The sequence below is a fragment of the Kitasatospora sp. NPDC005748 genome, assembly GCF_040630735.1.
In the GTDB taxonomy this organism is placed as follows: domain Bacteria; phylum Actinomycetota; class Actinomycetes; order Streptomycetales; family Streptomycetaceae; genus Kitasatospora.
This window is the reverse complement of record NZ_JBEXYD010000002.1, coordinates 243,401-258,282: the sequence shown is the minus strand read 5'-3', so window position 1 is coordinate 258,282 and position 14,882 is coordinate 243,401. Positions and strand designations below refer to the sequence as shown.

General features: G+C 74.9%; 18 protein-coding genes. 9 read left to right on the top strand and 9 right to left on the bottom strand.

The genetic code is table 11. The features are described from left to right. The first annotated feature begins 48 nt into the window (after positions 1-48). Positions 49-804 (top strand): tyrosine-protein phosphatase, encoded by a 756-nt coding sequence (locus ABZ495_RS02555; RefSeq protein ID WP_359834064.1) that lies wholly within the window; start codon positions 49-51, stop codon positions 802-804. A gap of 25 nt (positions 805-829) precedes the next feature. Here the strand turns inward: ABZ495_RS02555 and ABZ495_RS02550 are convergent, their stop codons facing one another. Further along, the gene (locus tag ABZ495_RS02550) at positions 830-1,402 is read right to left on the bottom strand and encodes a GNAT family N-acetyltransferase (protein ID WP_359834063.1); all 573 of its coding nucleotides are present in this window, start codon (positions 1,400-1,402) and stop codon (positions 830-832) included. A 47-nt stretch (positions 1,403-1,449) separates the two neighbouring features. On the opposite strand from ABZ495_RS02550, the gene ABZ495_RS02545 reads away from it, so the two are divergent. The 3 genes from ABZ495_RS02545 to ABZ495_RS02535 all read left to right on the top strand — a co-directional run bounded on the left by ABZ495_RS02545 (position 1,450) and on the right by ABZ495_RS02535 (position 3,548). Continuing rightward, on the top strand, positions 1,450-1,896 hold the full coding sequence (locus tag ABZ495_RS02545; RefSeq protein WP_359834061.1) for a GNAT family N-acetyltransferase: 447 nt from the start codon (positions 1,450-1,452) through the stop codon (positions 1,894-1,896). A gap of 115 nt (positions 1,897-2,011) precedes the next feature. After that, on the top strand, positions 2,012-2,719 hold the full coding sequence (locus ABZ495_RS02540; RefSeq protein ID WP_359834059.1) for a class I SAM-dependent methyltransferase: 708 nt from the start codon (positions 2,012-2,014) through the stop codon (positions 2,717-2,719). Positions 2,720-2,798: 79 nt separating this feature from the next. Continuing rightward, positions 2,799-3,548 carry a Clp protease N-terminal domain-containing protein gene (locus ABZ495_RS02535; protein WP_359804160.1) on the top strand — a complete coding sequence of 250 codons (750 nt, stop codon included), beginning with the start codon at positions 2,799-2,801 and terminating at the stop codon, positions 3,546-3,548. A 42-nt stretch (positions 3,549-3,590) separates the two neighbouring features. On the opposite strand, the gene ABZ495_RS02530 is transcribed toward ABZ495_RS02535, so the two are convergent. Together ABZ495_RS02530 and ABZ495_RS02525 are read right to left on the bottom strand one after the other, a co-directional pair. Then, on the bottom strand, positions 3,591-4,067 hold the full coding sequence (locus ABZ495_RS02530; RefSeq protein ID WP_359804159.1) for an NUDIX hydrolase: 477 nt from the start codon (positions 4,065-4,067) through the stop codon (positions 3,591-3,593). A gap of 87 nt (positions 4,068-4,154) precedes the next feature. Further along, entirely contained in the window at positions 4,155-4,592 is a 438-nt protein-coding gene (locus ABZ495_RS02525) for an SRPBCC domain-containing protein (RefSeq protein WP_359834058.1), read from the bottom strand. On the opposite strand from ABZ495_RS02525, the gene ABZ495_RS02520 reads away from it, so the two are divergent. Beyond that, the gene (locus tag ABZ495_RS02520) at positions 4,564-5,148 is read left to right on the top strand and encodes an STAS domain-containing protein (protein WP_359834057.1); all 585 of its coding nucleotides are present in this window, start codon (positions 4,564-4,566) and stop codon (positions 5,146-5,148) included. The genes ABZ495_RS02525 and ABZ495_RS02520 overlap by 29 nt on opposite strands. On the opposite strand, the gene ABZ495_RS02515 is transcribed toward ABZ495_RS02520, so the two are convergent. From ABZ495_RS02515 to ABZ495_RS02495, 5 genes are all read right to left on the bottom strand, one after another. Then, positions 5,059-6,042, bottom strand: coding sequence for a sigma-70 family RNA polymerase sigma factor (locus tag ABZ495_RS02515; protein ID WP_359804157.1), 984 nt, complete (start codon positions 6,040-6,042; stop codon positions 5,059-5,061). The genes ABZ495_RS02520 and ABZ495_RS02515 overlap by 90 nt on opposite strands. Positions 6,043-6,125: 83 nt before the next feature. Then, the gene (locus tag ABZ495_RS02510; RefSeq protein WP_359834055.1) at positions 6,126-7,364 is read right to left on the bottom strand and encodes a serine hydrolase domain-containing protein; all 1,239 of its coding nucleotides are present in this window, start codon (positions 7,362-7,364) and stop codon (positions 6,126-6,128) included. A 221-nt stretch (positions 7,365-7,585) separates the two neighbouring features. Then, positions 7,586-7,852 carry a hypothetical protein gene (locus ABZ495_RS02505; protein WP_329488470.1) on the bottom strand — a complete coding sequence of 89 codons (267 nt, stop codon included), beginning with the start codon at positions 7,850-7,852 and terminating at the stop codon, positions 7,586-7,588. Positions 7,853-8,043: 191 nt separating this feature from the next. Next, entirely contained in the window at positions 8,044-8,310 is a 267-nt protein-coding gene (locus ABZ495_RS02500) for a UBP-type zinc finger domain-containing protein (protein WP_329488471.1), read from the bottom strand. 160 nt (positions 8,311-8,470) lie between these two features. Further along, positions 8,471-9,313 carry a helix-turn-helix transcriptional regulator gene (locus ABZ495_RS02495; RefSeq protein WP_359834053.1) on the bottom strand — a complete coding sequence of 281 codons (843 nt, stop codon included), beginning with the start codon at positions 9,311-9,313 and terminating at the stop codon, positions 8,471-8,473. A gap of 200 nt (positions 9,314-9,513) precedes the next feature. Between ABZ495_RS02495 and ABZ495_RS02490 the strand changes: the two genes are divergently transcribed. Both ABZ495_RS02490 and ABZ495_RS02485 read left to right on the top strand, forming a co-directional pair. Then, complete coding sequence (locus ABZ495_RS02490; RefSeq protein ID WP_329488474.1) at positions 9,514-10,275, top strand: SDR family oxidoreductase; 762 nt, start codon at positions 9,514-9,516, stop codon at positions 10,273-10,275. 64 nt (positions 10,276-10,339) lie between these two features. Next, entirely contained in the window at positions 10,340-13,072 is a 2,733-nt protein-coding gene (locus ABZ495_RS02485) for a lysylphosphatidylglycerol synthase transmembrane domain-containing protein (protein ID WP_359834051.1), read from the top strand. 88 nt (positions 13,073-13,160) lie between these two features. Here ABZ495_RS02485 and ABZ495_RS02480 read toward each other — a convergent pair whose 3' ends face one another. Further along, positions 13,161-13,355, bottom strand: a complete 195-nt coding sequence (locus ABZ495_RS02480) for a hypothetical protein (protein WP_329488477.1) — start codon at positions 13,353-13,355, stop codon at positions 13,161-13,163. A gap of 269 nt (positions 13,356-13,624) precedes the next feature. Here ABZ495_RS02480 and ABZ495_RS02475 point away from each other — a divergent pair, with 269 nt between their 5' ends. Further along, on the top strand, positions 13,625-14,266 hold the full coding sequence (locus ABZ495_RS02475) for a methyltransferase (protein WP_359834049.1): 642 nt from the start codon (positions 13,625-13,627) through the stop codon (positions 14,264-14,266). Next, on the top strand, positions 14,263-14,838 hold the full coding sequence (locus ABZ495_RS02470) for a TrmH family RNA methyltransferase (RefSeq protein WP_329488480.1): 576 nt from the start codon (positions 14,263-14,265) through the stop codon (positions 14,836-14,838). Before ABZ495_RS02475 ends, ABZ495_RS02470 begins: the two co-directional genes overlap by 4 nt. Positions 14,839-14,882: the final 44 nt, after the last annotated feature.

The following is a 14,882-nucleotide window of genomic DNA, read 5'->3' as shown; positions in this document are numbered from 1 at the left end:
CCATATAACGAGGGGGTAACGGACCCCCGGCGAGGAACGGGGATCCTGATGAGCCGGACGCACGCGCTGACCACCACCGAGGACCGCACGCTCGACTGGGACGGTTGCCTCAACGTCCGCGACCTCGGCGGCCTGCGCACCGGCGACGGCACCCGCACCGCCCACCGCGCGATCGTCCGGGCCGACAACCTCGACCGCCTCACCGCCGAGGGCTGGGACACCCTGCTCGACCACGGCATACGCACCGTCGTCGACCTGCGCAACATCGAGGAGTACCGCCCGCTCCTCCCGCTCCCCGAGGACGTCCAGCTGGTCCGCGTCCCCCTGGACGAACTCGCCGGCCCCGCCTGGTGGGAGCGGTACGGACGACTGGACGGCACCCCGCTCGCCCTCCGCCCCTACCTCGACCACTGCCCGCGCGCCGCCGCCGAACTGGTCGCCACCGTGGCTGGCGCCCGGCCCGGCGGGCTGGTCGTGCACTGCGGCGCCGGCCGTGACCGCACCGGCCTCGCCACCCTGCTGCTGCTCGCCCTCGCGGGCGTCGAGCCGTCCGAGATCGTCGCCGACTACCTGCTCAGCGCGGCCAACGTCCGCCCGCTGTACGGCATGCTCGGCCTGCCGGACCAGTACCGCCGGATCGACACGGTGCTCGCCGAGGCCGGCACCACCGCCGAGGCCGCCCTCCACGCCACCCTGGACGGCTTCGACCCGGCCGGCTACCTGCTGGTAGCCGGCGTCGACCCGGCGGACCTCGCCGCCGTCCGCTCCCGCCTGCTGGACTCCCGTCCCGACCGCACGATCTGACGCTCCGCCCGCTACGGCCGCTCCGCTACCAGAGCCGGTCGATCTCACCCGGGTGGAGGGCGATCCGGCTGCCCGGGAAGTCCGCCCGGTGCCGGCGGGCGCGCTCCGTGAAGAAGCCCGCCATGGTCACCTTGTCGAAGCCCTCCCGGTCGCTGGGGAAAGGCAGTTCGGGCGTCCCGCCGACCAGCACCGCGCCCGGCAGCAGCTCCCAGCCGGCCCCTTCGTAGAAGTGCCGGAGCACCCGGTCGCAGGTGAAGAGCCCGAGGTCCGCGCCGCCCTCCTCGACGAGGACGCGGGCGGCCGCGACCAGCCGGCGCCCGTACCCGCGGCCGCGCTCCACCCGGTCGGTGACCACGGCGCTCAGCCCGCACGCCGCGTACGTCCGCCCGGCGTGCTCCAGCCGCTTGGAGAGCACGTCGAGCGCGGCGACCACCCGGCCGCCGTCCAGCAGCAGCATCGACACCGGGCGCAGCGCCGGGTCGTGCACCGGAGCGGTGGACGGCGCCGGCGGCCCTGGCCAGGCCTGCTCCTGCAACCCGGCCACCTGGAGCTTGAGTTCGTCCGGCACGGCGGTCTCCGGAAGCGTGACTATGCGCATGCCCCTCCCAGGGTCGTCGCCGCCGCCCGCTCTGGCAGACTCCGGGCGTGAACCTCCGAACCGCGACCCGCCAGGACCTGCCCGCCGTCATCGCGCTGCTCACCGACGAGGACGGGGTGACCGACCCCGCCACCGTGCAGGTCGACGAAGCCTACGCCCGCGCGTTCGCCGCGGTGGACACGGACGCCCGCAACGAGTTGCTGGTGCTCGACGAGGGCGACGGGACGGTGCTCGGCTGCCTCCAGCTCACCTACATCCCCGGTCTCGGCCGACGCGGCGAGGAGCGCGCCCTGATCGAGGCCGTCCGGGTGCGCGCGGACCGCCGGGGCGGCGGCCTCGGGCGGGACCTGCTGACCCGGGCCGTCGAGCGGGCGCGCGGGCGGGGCTGCACGCTGGTCCAGCTCACCAGCCACAAGCGCCGCACCGAGGCGCACCGCTTCTACGCCTCGCTCGGCTTCGCGCGCAGCCACGACGGGTTCAAACTGTCCCTCTGAACGCACGGGGTGGGCGGGCCGCGGGTGCGCGGAGCGGGGTGCGCGGAGCGGGGTGCGCCGGCCGGGTGCGGTAAATCGTTCGCGGTCGTTCGCCCCGGGCGGAGATACTCGCGCCATGGTGCGCTTCTCCGACTTCGATACCCGCAACTACCCGACCGTGGACGTCCGTACGGGCTACGCCCAGTGGGTGGAGACGTACGAGAGAACGGTCGAGGACGCCATGGACCTCGCGGTGCTGGAGCGGCTCGCGACCCCCGACTGGGCGGAGGTGACCCGCGCGGCCGACCTCGGCTGCGGCACCGGGCGCACCGGCGTCTGGCTGCGCGGGAAGGCCGCCGACGGCCTGGTCCTGGACGGCGTGGACCTCACCCCCGAGATGCTGGCGGTCGCCAAGGGCAAGGCCGTCCACGACACTCTGACCGAGGCCGACGTCGCCGCCACCGGACTGCCCGGCGGCGGCTACGACCTGGTGATCTCCTCGCTGATCGACGAGCACCTGGCCGACCTCGGCCCGCTCTACCGGGAGGCCTTCCGGCTGGCCCGCCCGGGCGGGCGCTGCGTCCTGGTCGGTCTGCACCCGTACTTCATCATGGCGGCCGGCATGCCGACCCACTTCACGAGCGCCGCCGGTGCCGACGTCGCCATCACCACCCACGTCCACCTGGTCTCCGACCACCTGAGCGCCGGACTGGCGGCCGGCTGGCGGCTGGCCGAGATGGCCGAGGCGGTGGTCGACGACGCGTGGATCGCACTGAAGCCCAAGTGGGAGAAGTACCGCAGCCACCCGGTCTCGGCCGCGTACGTCTGGGAGAAGTCCGGCTGAGCGGGGCCGGTCGGGGCCAACTCGCCCAATCGTCAACCGATGGTTGACGACCTTCGGGTCGACAACCTACGGTTGACGCATGGAGAATCCCGTTGTTCCCAAGACCACACCGATGCGCCTCGACGACCTGATCGACGCGATCAAGAAGGTCCACTCCGACGCGCTGGACCAGCTCTCCGACGCGGTCATCGCCGCCGACGCCCTCGGTGAGCTGGCCGACCACCTCATCGGCCACTTCGTCGACCAGGCCCGCCGCTCCGGCGCGTCCTGGACCGACATCGGCCGCAGCATGGGCGTCAGCAAGCAGGCCGCCCAGAAGCGGTTCGTCCCCAAGGACCCGGGCGCGCCCTCGGACCTCGACCCGAGCCAGGGCTTCAGCCGCTTCACCCCCCGGGCCCGGCACGTCGTGATGGCCTCCCAGGAGGAGGCCCGGACGGCGGGCAACGCCGAGATCGGCACCGTGCACCTGCTGCTCGGCCTGCTGGTCGAGCCGGAGGGCCTGGCGGTCAAGGCGCTGGCCGCCCAGGGCGTCACCCCGGCAGCCGTCCGGGAGGCCTCCACCGCCGCCCTGCCGGCCGCCGTCGAGGAGGTGCCCGGGCTCATCCCCTACGACACCGAGGGCAAGAAGGTGCTGGAGCTGACCTTCCGGGAGGCGCTCAAGCTGGGCCACAACTACGTCGGCACGGAACACATCCTGCTGGCGCTGCTGGAGCAGGCCGACGGCACCGGACCGCTGGCCGACCTCGGCGTGGCCAAGGCCGAGGTCGAGAACTTCACCTCGGAGGCCGTCACGGCCCTCATCGCGGCGACCACCGGCTCGCCGGAGTGACCCGCCCGTCGGGGGCTCCGGCCCGCCGGGGCCCCCGACCGCTCAGAAGCCGGAGATGGGCGTGGAGATGATCCGCACCCGCCCGTCGGCAGCCGCCTCCATCGCCGCCCGAAGGCGCAACGAACGGGCCGGACCGAGGAGTTCGAGCGCCTCCTGATCGGTCGCCCAGCGGTGGTCGTCCAGTTCGCCGGCCGGGACGGTCACGGGGGTGCCGTCCGGGACGGTGCCGAAGTCGAACAGGAAGTGCTCGGCCGGGTGGTCGAGTTCGTCCGAGGGGTGGGTCCAGGAGATGACGAGCAGCTCGCCGGCCGGGCGGACCAGCCCGGTCTCCTCGGTCAGCTCCCGCTCGGCGCACGCGACCGGACCCTCGCCGCGGTCGATCGTGCCGCCCGGGAACTGCCAGTGCTCCCGGTACCCGGCCTTCACGATCAGGATCCGGCCGGACTCGTCCCGCAGCACGCAGCCGGCGGCCGCGTAGATCCGCGGCAGCGACGCCAGCCACTCATCGCGGGACTTCAAGGGCTCAGCCGACACAGCGGGCCTCCTACGGCGCGGGGATCACTGCGCCCCACTCTGCCACCACTGCCGCTCCCCGCGCCCGGCCGGTCAGGCCTGGCCCAGGAGGTACTCGACCAGGCGGTCGAAGCTGGAGTTGAGGCCCGCCCGCGCCTCGGGACCGCAGTAGAAGTCCGGTGCGTCGGTCTGGTGCAGGACGGCCTCGGTCCGGCCGTCGCCGAGGTCCGTGAGGGTGAGGCTGGAGCGCAGCCCGACGCCCTCCTCCTGGAAGGCCAGCAGCTCTCCGGGCCGGATGTCGATGATCTCGCCCCGCAGCGGATAGCGCTCCCCGGTCGCGTCGATGACCATGGTGCTGTCGTAGCGCCCGCCAACCTTCGGCTCGATGGTCACGGTGTCCAGCGGGACGTGGGTGCCGACCGGGCCCCAGAAGCGGACGAACCGCTCCGGCTCGGTGTACGCCCGGAAGACGACCGCCGGGGTGGCGGGCAGCTCGCGGGTGATGGTCAGCTCGCCGAGGTTCTCGCTCATGGTGTGTCCTCCGTGGTCGTGGTCGTGGTCGTGGTGCGGTGCGGTGCTTCCGCGGTGCGGGGCTTCCGCGGTGCGTCGCTTTCACAGGGGTAGACCGGGGCCGGCCGCGGAACTCATCGCTCCACCGGAGACTTTTCCGAACTTCTCCGAGAGACTTCGCCGCCGCCTGCTCCAGGAACCTCGCCGCAGGCCGATGAGCCGGGACCGCCCGCACGGTCTGCCCTGCATGGACACTCACCCGAACAGCCCTCACCACACCCACCGCGAACCCCCCACCCGCCCAACGCTGACCTGCGACGTCGGCGCCCTCACCACCCCCGACCTGGCGGTGGTCGACGCCCTCGCCCGGCTCCGGCTCGCCACCGGGCGCCACGGTGTGCGGGTGGTACTGCTGAACGCGAGCGGCCCCCTGCGGGAGTTGCTCGCGTTCAGCGGCCTGGCCGGCGCCCTGCCGGTCGCCGGGGCGCTACCCGTCCAGCCGGGGCGGGAGACCGAAGAGCGGGAAGAGCGTGTCGGTGTCCAGGAAGTTGGTGAGACCGGTGATCCGGCCCGCTGACACCTCCAGCACGATCAGCGCCCACGGCTCGTGCCCGCCCGCCGGGCTCGGCCGGTACTGGCCGAACGCCGGACTGCCGTTGGCCTCCACCGGAACGAGCCGCGAACCCCGACATCCGTGGCCGGGGCCCAGCATCCACTCGCGGATGTCGGCGTGCCCGGTCAGCCACAGCTCGTACGGCGGCATGTTGAGCGTGACGTCCTCGTGCAGCAGCGCGGCCAAGCCGTCCATGTCGTACGCCTCGAAGGCGCTGACGTAGCGGGCCAGCAGCGCGCGGTGGTCGTCGTCCAGCGCGGGCGCCGGACGGGCGGCCGAGGCGTCCGCCGCGAGCACCGCCCGGGCCCGCTGGAGCGCGCTGTTGACCGAGGCGACGGTGACCCCGAGCAGCTCGGCGACCTCGGCCGCCTTCCAGCCCAGCACCTCCCGCAGGATCAGCACCGCCCGCTGCCGGGGCGCGAGCCGCTGCAGCACCGACACGAACGCCAGCCGCACGGAGTCGCGCTGGGCGGCCACCTCGGCCGGGTCCCCCGTCTCGGGCAGGATCCGGCCGTCCGGCGCCGGCCCGATCCACGTCACCTCGGGCAGTTGCGCCTCGGTGGCGGTGGCCACGGTGGACGGCCCGGTGAGGTCCATCGGACGGGCTCGGCCGTTGCGGCCGTTCAGCGCGTCCAGGCAGACGTTGGTGGCGATCCGGTACAGCCAGGAGCGCAGCGCGGACCGGCCCTCGAAGCCCCGGTGGCCGCGCCAGGCGCGGACCATCGTCTCCTGCACCGCGTCCTCGGCCTCGAAGACCGAGCCGAGCATGCGGTAGCAGTAGCCGGTCAGCTCCGTCCGGTACCGCTCCAGCTGGAGCTCGACCGGCTCGACCGGCTCGTCCGTCATCAGGTCGGCCATCGCGCGCCCCCGTGTCCTCGCCTCGCCAGAGATCACGGTGAACGTACCGCAGGGCACTGACAACCCGGGCCGCCCCCTTCCGGTCACCCCGCCGTCGGGTACTCCTGGGCCGAGTCGAAGGAGGTGGTCACGATCTGCCAGACCTTCGGGAACTCCGCACCGGACAGACCGGTCGGGTTGATCGAGTAGACCACCTTGCGGCCGAGGTCCTTGGTGGCGAACACCCCGCTGGTGTACCCGGGCCGGGAGCCGGTCTTGCCCCAGACCTGGACGCCGTTGGGCAGGGTGGCGCTCATCAGGCCCTTGCTGAAGCAGGCGTGACCGGCGGTCGGACCGATCTCGCAGTTCTTGTTCCGGTGGTTGGGCACGTCCGGCACGTCGAACAGCTCGGCCTGCTGGGCGGGCGGCAGCAGCCGGCCGCGCAGCAGCGCCGTCATGAAGCGGTCCAGGTCGGCGGCCGAGGAGACCATGCCGCCCTCCGCCCACGGCCAGGGGCTCTGCCCGGTCACGTCCACCCGCTGCCGGACGCCGTCCGGGCCGGTGACGTCCACCCACGCGGGAGCATGCGGGGCGGGCAGCGCGAGGTCGTCGCGGTCCGGGACGACGGTGTCGCGCAGGCCCAGCGGCCGGGCGATCCTGGTCTGCACCTCGCGGGCGAAGGTCCGGCCGGTGACCTTCTCGACCAGCATCCCGGCGATGAAGGTGTTGATGCCGTTGTACTGCTGCGCGGTGCCCGGCGCGAAGCCCATCGGCTGCGCGACGGCGTCCGCGACCACCTGGGCGGGCGTCCAGGAGTCGGCCTTGTGCGCGGCGAACCAGCTCTCCGTGCCGTCCCCCGAGGTCAGACCGCCGCCGCCCGGCAGCCCGCTGGTGTGGTCGAGCAACTGGCCCACGGTGACCGGCGGGTAGGAGGCCGGCAGCAGCCCCGGCAGGTAGTGCTGGACGGTGCCGTCCAGGTCGATCCGCCGCTCGGCGGCGAGCTGGAGCACCACGGTGGCGGTGAAGACCTTGGAGATGCTGCCGATCCGGAAGCGGGCGTCCGCCGACACCCCGGCCCCCGCCGTGCCGGACCACTGGCCGCCCCGGCCGCCGACCCGGACCAGCGCGCCGGTGACGCCCCCGGTCGGCAGGTCGGCGAGCGTCCGCGCCAGTGCCGCGCCGTCCGGCGGCCCGGCCAGACGGACGGCGGCGGCCGAACTCGCGCTGTCCGTCGGGCGGTCGGCCGCCAGGGCGGGCGTCGCGATGCCCGCGACGGCGGCCACCAGCAGCGCGCCGGAGACGGCGAGGGTGTTCCAACGGCGGTCGCGTACGGGGGTCTTCATCGGCTTGCGCTCCAAGTGCGGCTCGTCCGGCGGGTGACGCTCTCCCAGCGGGTGGCGGTCCACCCGGGAACGAGTCTTCGGGAGCGCGGCGCACCGGCCATCCGGGACGGGCCCCCAGCTGCCCCGGAGGCGACCCCGAGACGGTTCGGGGACGCTCCCGGGCACACGTCAGGGGGCGGGCGCCGCATTCGGCGCCCGCCCCCTGACGAAAGGCGTCCCGCTCAGTGCGCGGAGTGCTTCTCCGCGCCGCGGTGGCGGTGGCCCTTGAGTTCGGCGTGCATCGCGGGGGCGGAGTGCATGGCCGTCGTCCCGACGTCCCGGCCGCCGTGCCGGAAGGCCCCGTCGGAGCCGGACCCGGCGGCGGACGGGGCACGGGTGCCGAGCCTCGGGGGGAGCGGCTTCGGGGTCATCGCCATGCCCCGGCGCTCCAGCAGCTCCTGAGTGCCCCGGCGGAGCTTGTCGGTGCCGCTCGGCGTTCGCTTGGTCATCATCGACCTCCCTTCGGCGGTCACCGGCCCACGAGGGGCGTCGACCGGGAGGGCCGCACGGGCGTTATGTCCGGGATTGGGCAGGATTACACATCCGGACGGCCGGCGACGTCCGCGCGAGCCGGTGCCGGCGGGGCGGTGCCGGTACGGGCGGGGCGGGGGCGGTACGGGTGGGGCGGGGGCGGTTGGGCTCAGCCCATGACCTCGTGGACGAAGCACCAGCGCCAGTCCTCCCCCGGCTCGTACGAGCGGATGACCGGGTGGGAGCTGTTGTGGAAGTGCGCGGTGGCGTGCTTCCCCGGTGAGAAGTCGCAGCAGCCGATGTGCCCGCAGTCCAGGCAGAGCCGTAGGTGCACCCAGTCCCGGTTGCCCGCGGCCAGGCAGTCGGCACAGCCGTCGGGCGGTGGCAGGGGCGCGATGTCCTGGGGTGCCGTGGCGAGGTCTTCGCAGGAGCTCATGCACGCAGAGTAGTGACGGCAGCCCCGGGCGGGCGCCCAAGACACGCCCGAGCCGGGCCGCACCCGGCCGTCTCCCGCCCGGCCGTCTGCTGCCCGTCGTCTGCTGCCCGGCCGTGCGGCGGCCACGCCGTGTGACGCGGGCCCGCGTCACACGGCGGGCTCACTCCGCGGGGACCCGCTCCCCCGGGGCCGTCCAGCTCGCCAGCATCGCGAGCTTCTGCGCGGTCGGCGAGCCCGGCGGGGCGGTGTAGGCGACCAGCAGCTGGTCGGGCGAGCCGTTGACGCTCAAGGTCTCGTAGCCGAAGTCGAGTTCGCCGACCAGCGGATGGTGGATCAGCTTGACGCCGTGGGTCTTCTGCTTCACCAGGTGGTCCGCCCAGAGCCGGCGGAACTCCTCGCTGCGCACGGAGAGTTCGCCCACCAGTGCGGCCAGCTTGGCGTCCTCGGGGTGCCGGCCGGCGTCCAGCCGCAGATAGGCGACCGTCTCGGCCGCCACCGCGTCCCACTGCGGGTAGAACTCCCGCGCCGCCGGATCGAGGAAGGCGTACCGGGCGGCGTTGCGCCGGTCCGGCGGGGTGGCCGAGTAGCCCTGCACGGCGTCACCGAGGGCGTTCCAGGCGAGCACGTCCATCCGGCGGCCGAGGACGAAGGCCGGCACCCCGGCCATCAGGTCCAGCAGCAGCCGGGTGCCTTCGCGGACCGCCCGCCCGCCGCCGGCCGTCGTGGCCGGGCGCGCCGGGCGGGCCAGAGCGCGCAGGTGCGCGGCCTCCACGTCGTCCAGCCGCAACACCCGGGCCACCGCGGCCAGTACCGCGTCGGAGGCGCTGCCGCCCCGGCCCTGCTCAAGCCGGACGTAGTAGTCGACGCTGACCCCGGCGAGCTGCGCGACCTCCTCGCGGCGCAGGCCCTGCACCCGGCGGCGGCCGTGCGAGGGCAGGCCCACCTCCTCGGGCTGGATCCGGGCCCGGCGCGAGCGGAGGAAGTCCCCGACGGTGTTCTCCATGCCCGCAGCGTAGCCGCGGCCGCGTGCCGCGAGGGTGGTACGGCCTTACCCAGGAAAGGCGGTACCAGGAACCGTGGTCCCGGGAAAGGCTGTCCCCGGGTTGCGCTTTCCCAGGACATCGGTGGCCCTGGATGGCCCGCCCGGGCCCGCGCAGAGTGGTCCCGTCAGCCCGACCGCAAGGACCACGAAGGCAGGACCTCATGAGCTACGCCGCCCTGGCCACCCGTACCGCCGTCGTCACCGGAGCCGCCAGCGGCATCGGTGAGGCCACCGCCCGCCTGCTCGCCGCGGGCGGCGCCCGGGTCGCCCTGCTGGCCCGCCGCACGGAGCGGCTGGACGCGCTCGCCGCCGAGATCGCCTCGGCCGGCGGCCAGGCGCTCGCCGTCACCACCGACCTCACCGACCAGGCCTCGGTGGACGCCGCCGTCAAGGCCGTCCACGACGCCTACGGCGCGGTCGACCTGGTCGTCAACAACGCGGGCGTGATGCTGCCCAACCCCGTCGCCGACGGCCGGCTCGACGAGTGGACCCGCATGATCGACACCAACCTCACCGGTGTGCTGCGGATCCTGCGCGCCTTCACCGCGGACCTCACCGCGGCCGCCGGCGAGGGCCGCACCGCCGACCTCGTCAACGTCTCCTCCATCGCCTCGCACGTCGTCTTCCCCGACTACGCCGTGTACGGGGCCACCAAGGCCGCCGTCACCCAGCTCTCCGCCGCGCTCCGCACCGAGCTGGGCCCGCGCGACGTCCGGGTCAGCACCGTCGAGCCCGGGCTGACCGACACCGAGCTGGCCGGGCACATCGACAACCCCGCGCTGCGCGAGCAGCTGGGCGGGATGTTCGCCGCGATCCCGGCGATGACCTCCGAGGACATCGCCGACCTGATCGCCTACACCGTCACCCGCCCCCGGCACGTCAACCTCCGCCACCTGGTCGCCCTGCCGACCCGGCAGGCCTGAGCCGTCGGCGGCCCCGCCCGGGTTCCCCCACCGGGCGGCGGGCCGTCGTGGGAGCATGCCAACCGTGGCGATCGTGGCGGGGAGTACGAACAGCGACACCGGCGGTGCCCGGGCGGGCGGCCCGCCCGGGCCCACCGGTACGCCGGGGCCGGACCGTGCCCCGGGGCAGGCCGGGGTCACCGAGCCCGCCGTCCCCGGACCGACCGCTCTCTCCGGGCAGGCCACCGCGCCCGGCCCGGCCGGTCCCGCGTTCCCGCCAGACATACCGGCGGCCCGGCCCGGTACGCCCGGCCCCGCCGCCGCCGGCCGGGTCCGCCAGCCGGTGGCGCTGATCCGGCTGCTCGTCGGCCTCGCCACGATCGCGCTGACCCTGCTGCTCGCCGACTACGCCCGCGCCACCACCAGCGGCATCGCCGCCGACGTCGCCCAGGCCGCCCGGCTGGTGCCCCGCCCGCTGGCCGCGCTGGCGGGCGGGCTCTCCACCGCCGCCCTGCTGCTGGTACCGGTCTGGTCGGCGGTCCGCCGGCTGCTCTCGGCGGTGCCAGACCGCCGGCGCATCCTCCAGCACCTCTCGGACGGACTGCTGGCCGCCGTCCTCGCCTACGGCGCCTGCGTCGCCATGGACCTCGGGCTCGACGAGCTCGCCCCCGCCTCGCTGGTCGCCGCCCTCACCCAGCCGCTACCCGGCGCCGGCCTCGCCCACACCGAACCGGTCTACGGCTACCTCGCCCCCGTCCTCGCCTTCATGACCGCCTCGGCCGCTCGCGAGCACCGGGTCCCCCGGATCGTCCTGTCGGTCTCCGCCCTCGCCGGACTGGCCGCCGGGTACGCCACGCCGACCGCCCTGCTGCTCGGCCTGCTGCTCGGCTGGACGGCCGCGCACGGCACCCTCTACGCCGTCGGCACCCCCGACCCCCGGCCCCGGCCCGCCCAGCTCCTGCAGAGCCTGCGCGAGGCGGGCCTGCGCCCCGTCGCCGCCCACCCCGCCGGGCCGGACCGCTACCTGGTCCGCCAGGAGGCCGACCGCCCCGACCTCGACGTCCAGCTGCTCGACCGGCAGGCCGTCACCGCCGCCCTGGTCCAGCGCGCCTGGCGCCGGCTACGGCTGCGCACCGCCCCGCACCCCCGCGCGCTGCGCTCGCTGCGCACCGGGCTGGAGCACGAGGCCCTGGTCTCCTACGCCGCCGTCGCCGCCGGCGTCCGCACCCGCCGGATCGCCGCCACCGCCGGGCTCGGCCGGGACAGCGCCCTGGTCGCGTACGAGTACCTGCCCGGCCGCACCCTGGACCAGCTCGCCACCGACGAGCTGACCGACCAGCTGCTCGCCGACGCCTGGTCCCAGCTCGCCCTGCTCCAGCGGCGGGAGATCTCGCACCGGGCCCTCGTCCCCTCCTCGCTCCTGGTCGACCGGGCCGGCGCGGTGCACCTGGTGGACCTCGCGGACGGCGACATCGCGGCGAGCGAGCTGGTGCTGCGCTGCGACATCGCCCAGCTGCTCACCACGCTCGCCCTGCGGGTCGGTGCCGAGCGGTCGGTGCGCAGCGCGGTCGCGGTGCTCGGGCCGGACGCCGTCGGCGCGGCCCTGCCGCTGCTGCAGCCGATCGCCCTGGCCCGCACCACCCGGACCGCGCTCAAGCAGACCGCCCGGGCGCACTGCGCCGCCCTCGCCCCGGCGGCCCCCGGCGCTCCCGGCGCTCCCGGCGCTCCCGGCGCTCCCGGCGCTCCCGGCGCTCCCAGGGCTCCCGGCGCGACCGCCGCCGGCCGGGCGCCCGCCCCCGCGCCGCCCGGCGAGCTGCTGGACGCGATCCGCGCCGAAGTCCTGCGGACCCAGCCGCAGGCACCCGTCCGAGCGGTGAAGGTGGAGCGCCTGCGGCCCCGGACGCTGCTGGCCGTGGGCGGCGGCGTGGTCGCCGGCTGGCTGCTGCTGCCGCAGCTCTTCGCCTCCGAGCAGAACCCGATCGCCGCGCTGGGCGACGCCGACCCGCTCTGGCTGGCCCTCGCCGTGCTGGCCGCGGCCGCCAGCCACTTCACCGCCGCGATGGGCTTCGTCGGCTTCGTCCCCGAGCGGCTGGACTTCCGCAACGCCGTGCTCGCCCAGCTGGCCGGCTCCTTCGTCAAGCTGGTCTCGCCGGGCGGCGTCGGCGGGGTCGCCCTGAACACCCGCTTCCTCCAGCGGGCCGGCATCCCGACCGCCCAGGCGCTGTCCAGCGTCGGCGTCGGCCAGCTCTTCGGCCTGGTGCTGCACCTGCTCCAGCTCGGTGCCTTCGTCTACCTGCTGGACCTGGAGCCCGGTGGCTCCGAGCTGGACGCGCTGCCGGCCGTGGTGAGCGGCCTGGCCGGCGCGGCGGCGCTGCTGGCCGGGGTCTCCGCCGTGCCGCCGGCCCGCCGCTGGCTGGCCGCCCGGCTGCGGCCGCTGACCTCCGAGGTGCTGCCCCGGCTGCTGGAGCTGCTGCGCAGCCCGGGCCGGCTGGCCGTCGGCGTGACCGGGCAGTTGCTGGTCTCGCTCTGTCTGGTCGCCTGCCTGTACTGCTGCGTCCGGGCGGTCGGCCGGGAGCCGGCCTTCGCCTCGGTCGCGGTGGTCTTCCTGATCGGCAACGCGGTCGGCAACGCGGCGCCGACCCCGGGCGGGGCCGGCGCCGTGGACAGCGCGCTGGTGACACTGCTGGAGCACACCGCCTCGATGGAGGAGGGCGGCGCGCTGGCGGCCGTCGCGCTCTACCGCCTGCTCACCCTGGTGCTGCCGGTGCTGCCGGGCTGGGCGGCCTTCGCCTGGCTGCAACGGCGCGGGGCGCTGTAGCCGCCGTAGCGGCGGGGAGCGCCGCAAGCGCCGTAGCGGCGGAGCGCTGTGGCGGCGGGGCAGTGACGCCGGCGGGGGCGCGGTGCCGCTACTCCCGGTACTCGTCCTCGTCGAGCTCGACGACCCGGCTCTGCTCGGCGACGTCCGCGACCTCGGTGGCCGGATCGGCGCCGAGCGCCCGCCGCTCGGCCAGCTCGTCGTACTCGTCGCCCTCGTCCGCCTCGTCGTCCGGCTCGACCGCCTCGGCGACCTCGTCCAGGTAGTCCTCGTGATTCTGCGGCATGGCGTCCGTCCTTGCTGCTCGGAGGCTCCCACGGGGCCCGTTGGGGTACTGGAAGTATCCGCCGAGGGCCGCCCGGACGCGATGCGCCACCGGGCCTTCGGCGTGTTGTCCGGTCCCGGTCCGCGGCCTGCGGACCGGCCTCCCGCCTGCCCGGCCACCGGCGCGCAAAACGGGTGCCCGGCCGCCGGGGGTACGATCAGTGCCGTACCAGCAGGGCTTACCCTCACCCACCCGGTGGCCCCGAAGCCCTTACGAACGACGGGGAAATCATGTCCGGCTCGCACTACTTCACCAGTGCACCCGAGGTCGCCAGCGAGCGCCGTCCGATCACGGTCAGCCTGCCGGACGTCACCCTGGAACTGACCACCGACGCCGGTGTGTTCTCCCGCAGCCGGCTCGACCCGGGCACCCGGATCCTGCTGGAGCACGCGCCGCCGCCCCGGGTCCGCGGCCCGATCCTGGACGTCGGCTGCGGCTACGGCCCGATCGCGCTGACCTGGGCGACCAGGCGCAAGCGGCTGCCGGTCTGGGCGGTGGACGTGAACACCCGCGCGCTGGAGCTGGTCCGGCTCAACGCGGAGGCGCTCGGCCTGGGCAACGTGCAGGCCGCGCTGCCGGAGGACGTCCCCGAGGACCAGCGGTTCGCGGCGATCTACTCCAACCCGCCGATCCGGGTCGGCAAGGGCGAACTGCGCCGGCTGCTGCACCAGTGGCTCGGCCGGCTCACCCCGGACGGCTCGGCGTTCCTGGTGGTCCAGAAGCACCTGGGCTCGGACTCGCTGCAGAAGTGGCTGAACGACCAGGGCTACCCGACCACCCGCGTGACGTCGGTCAACGGGTTCCGGATTCTGGAAGCGCGGCCCCGCCCGGAGGGCGAGGGCCCCGAGAGTGGACGAGGTACGACGTCGTGAAGCAGCTCCGCGGGACCGAACTGAAGCGCTTGCACCGCCAGTGGCGGCGCAGCAACGAGTTCCGGCTCGCGCTGATCCTGGAGAACCTCCAGTCGCCGTTCAACGTCGGCTCGGTCGTCCGGACCGGTGCCGCGATGGGCGCGGAGAAGCTGTACCTCACCGGCGACACCCCGTCGGTCCGCTCCTCCGGCGCCCAGAAGGCCGCGATGGGCACCGACAAGTACCTCAAGGTGGAGCACTTCCCCACCGTCGCCGAGGCCGTCGCCGCCGCCAAGGCGGACGGCTTCAAGGTGGTCGGCCTGGAGCTGGCGGACGAGGCGGTGCCGATGTTCGCCGCCGAGCTGACCCCGGCCGTGGCCTTCGTGCTGGGCCACGAGGACCGCGGCATCACCCCCGACGCGCTCGCGCTCTGCGATCAGGTGGTGTTCGTCCCGCAGCTCGGCCGCGTCGGCTCGCTCAACGTCTCCGCCGCCGCCACGGTGGCCTGCTACGAGGCGCGCCGCCAGGGGTACGCGCTCAGCGGCACCCCGGACGGCAGCGACCCGGGCGGCCTGGACCTCGACGACGAGTGACCCCGGAGTGATCGCCGGGTGAGCCCGGTGGGGCTCACCCGGCG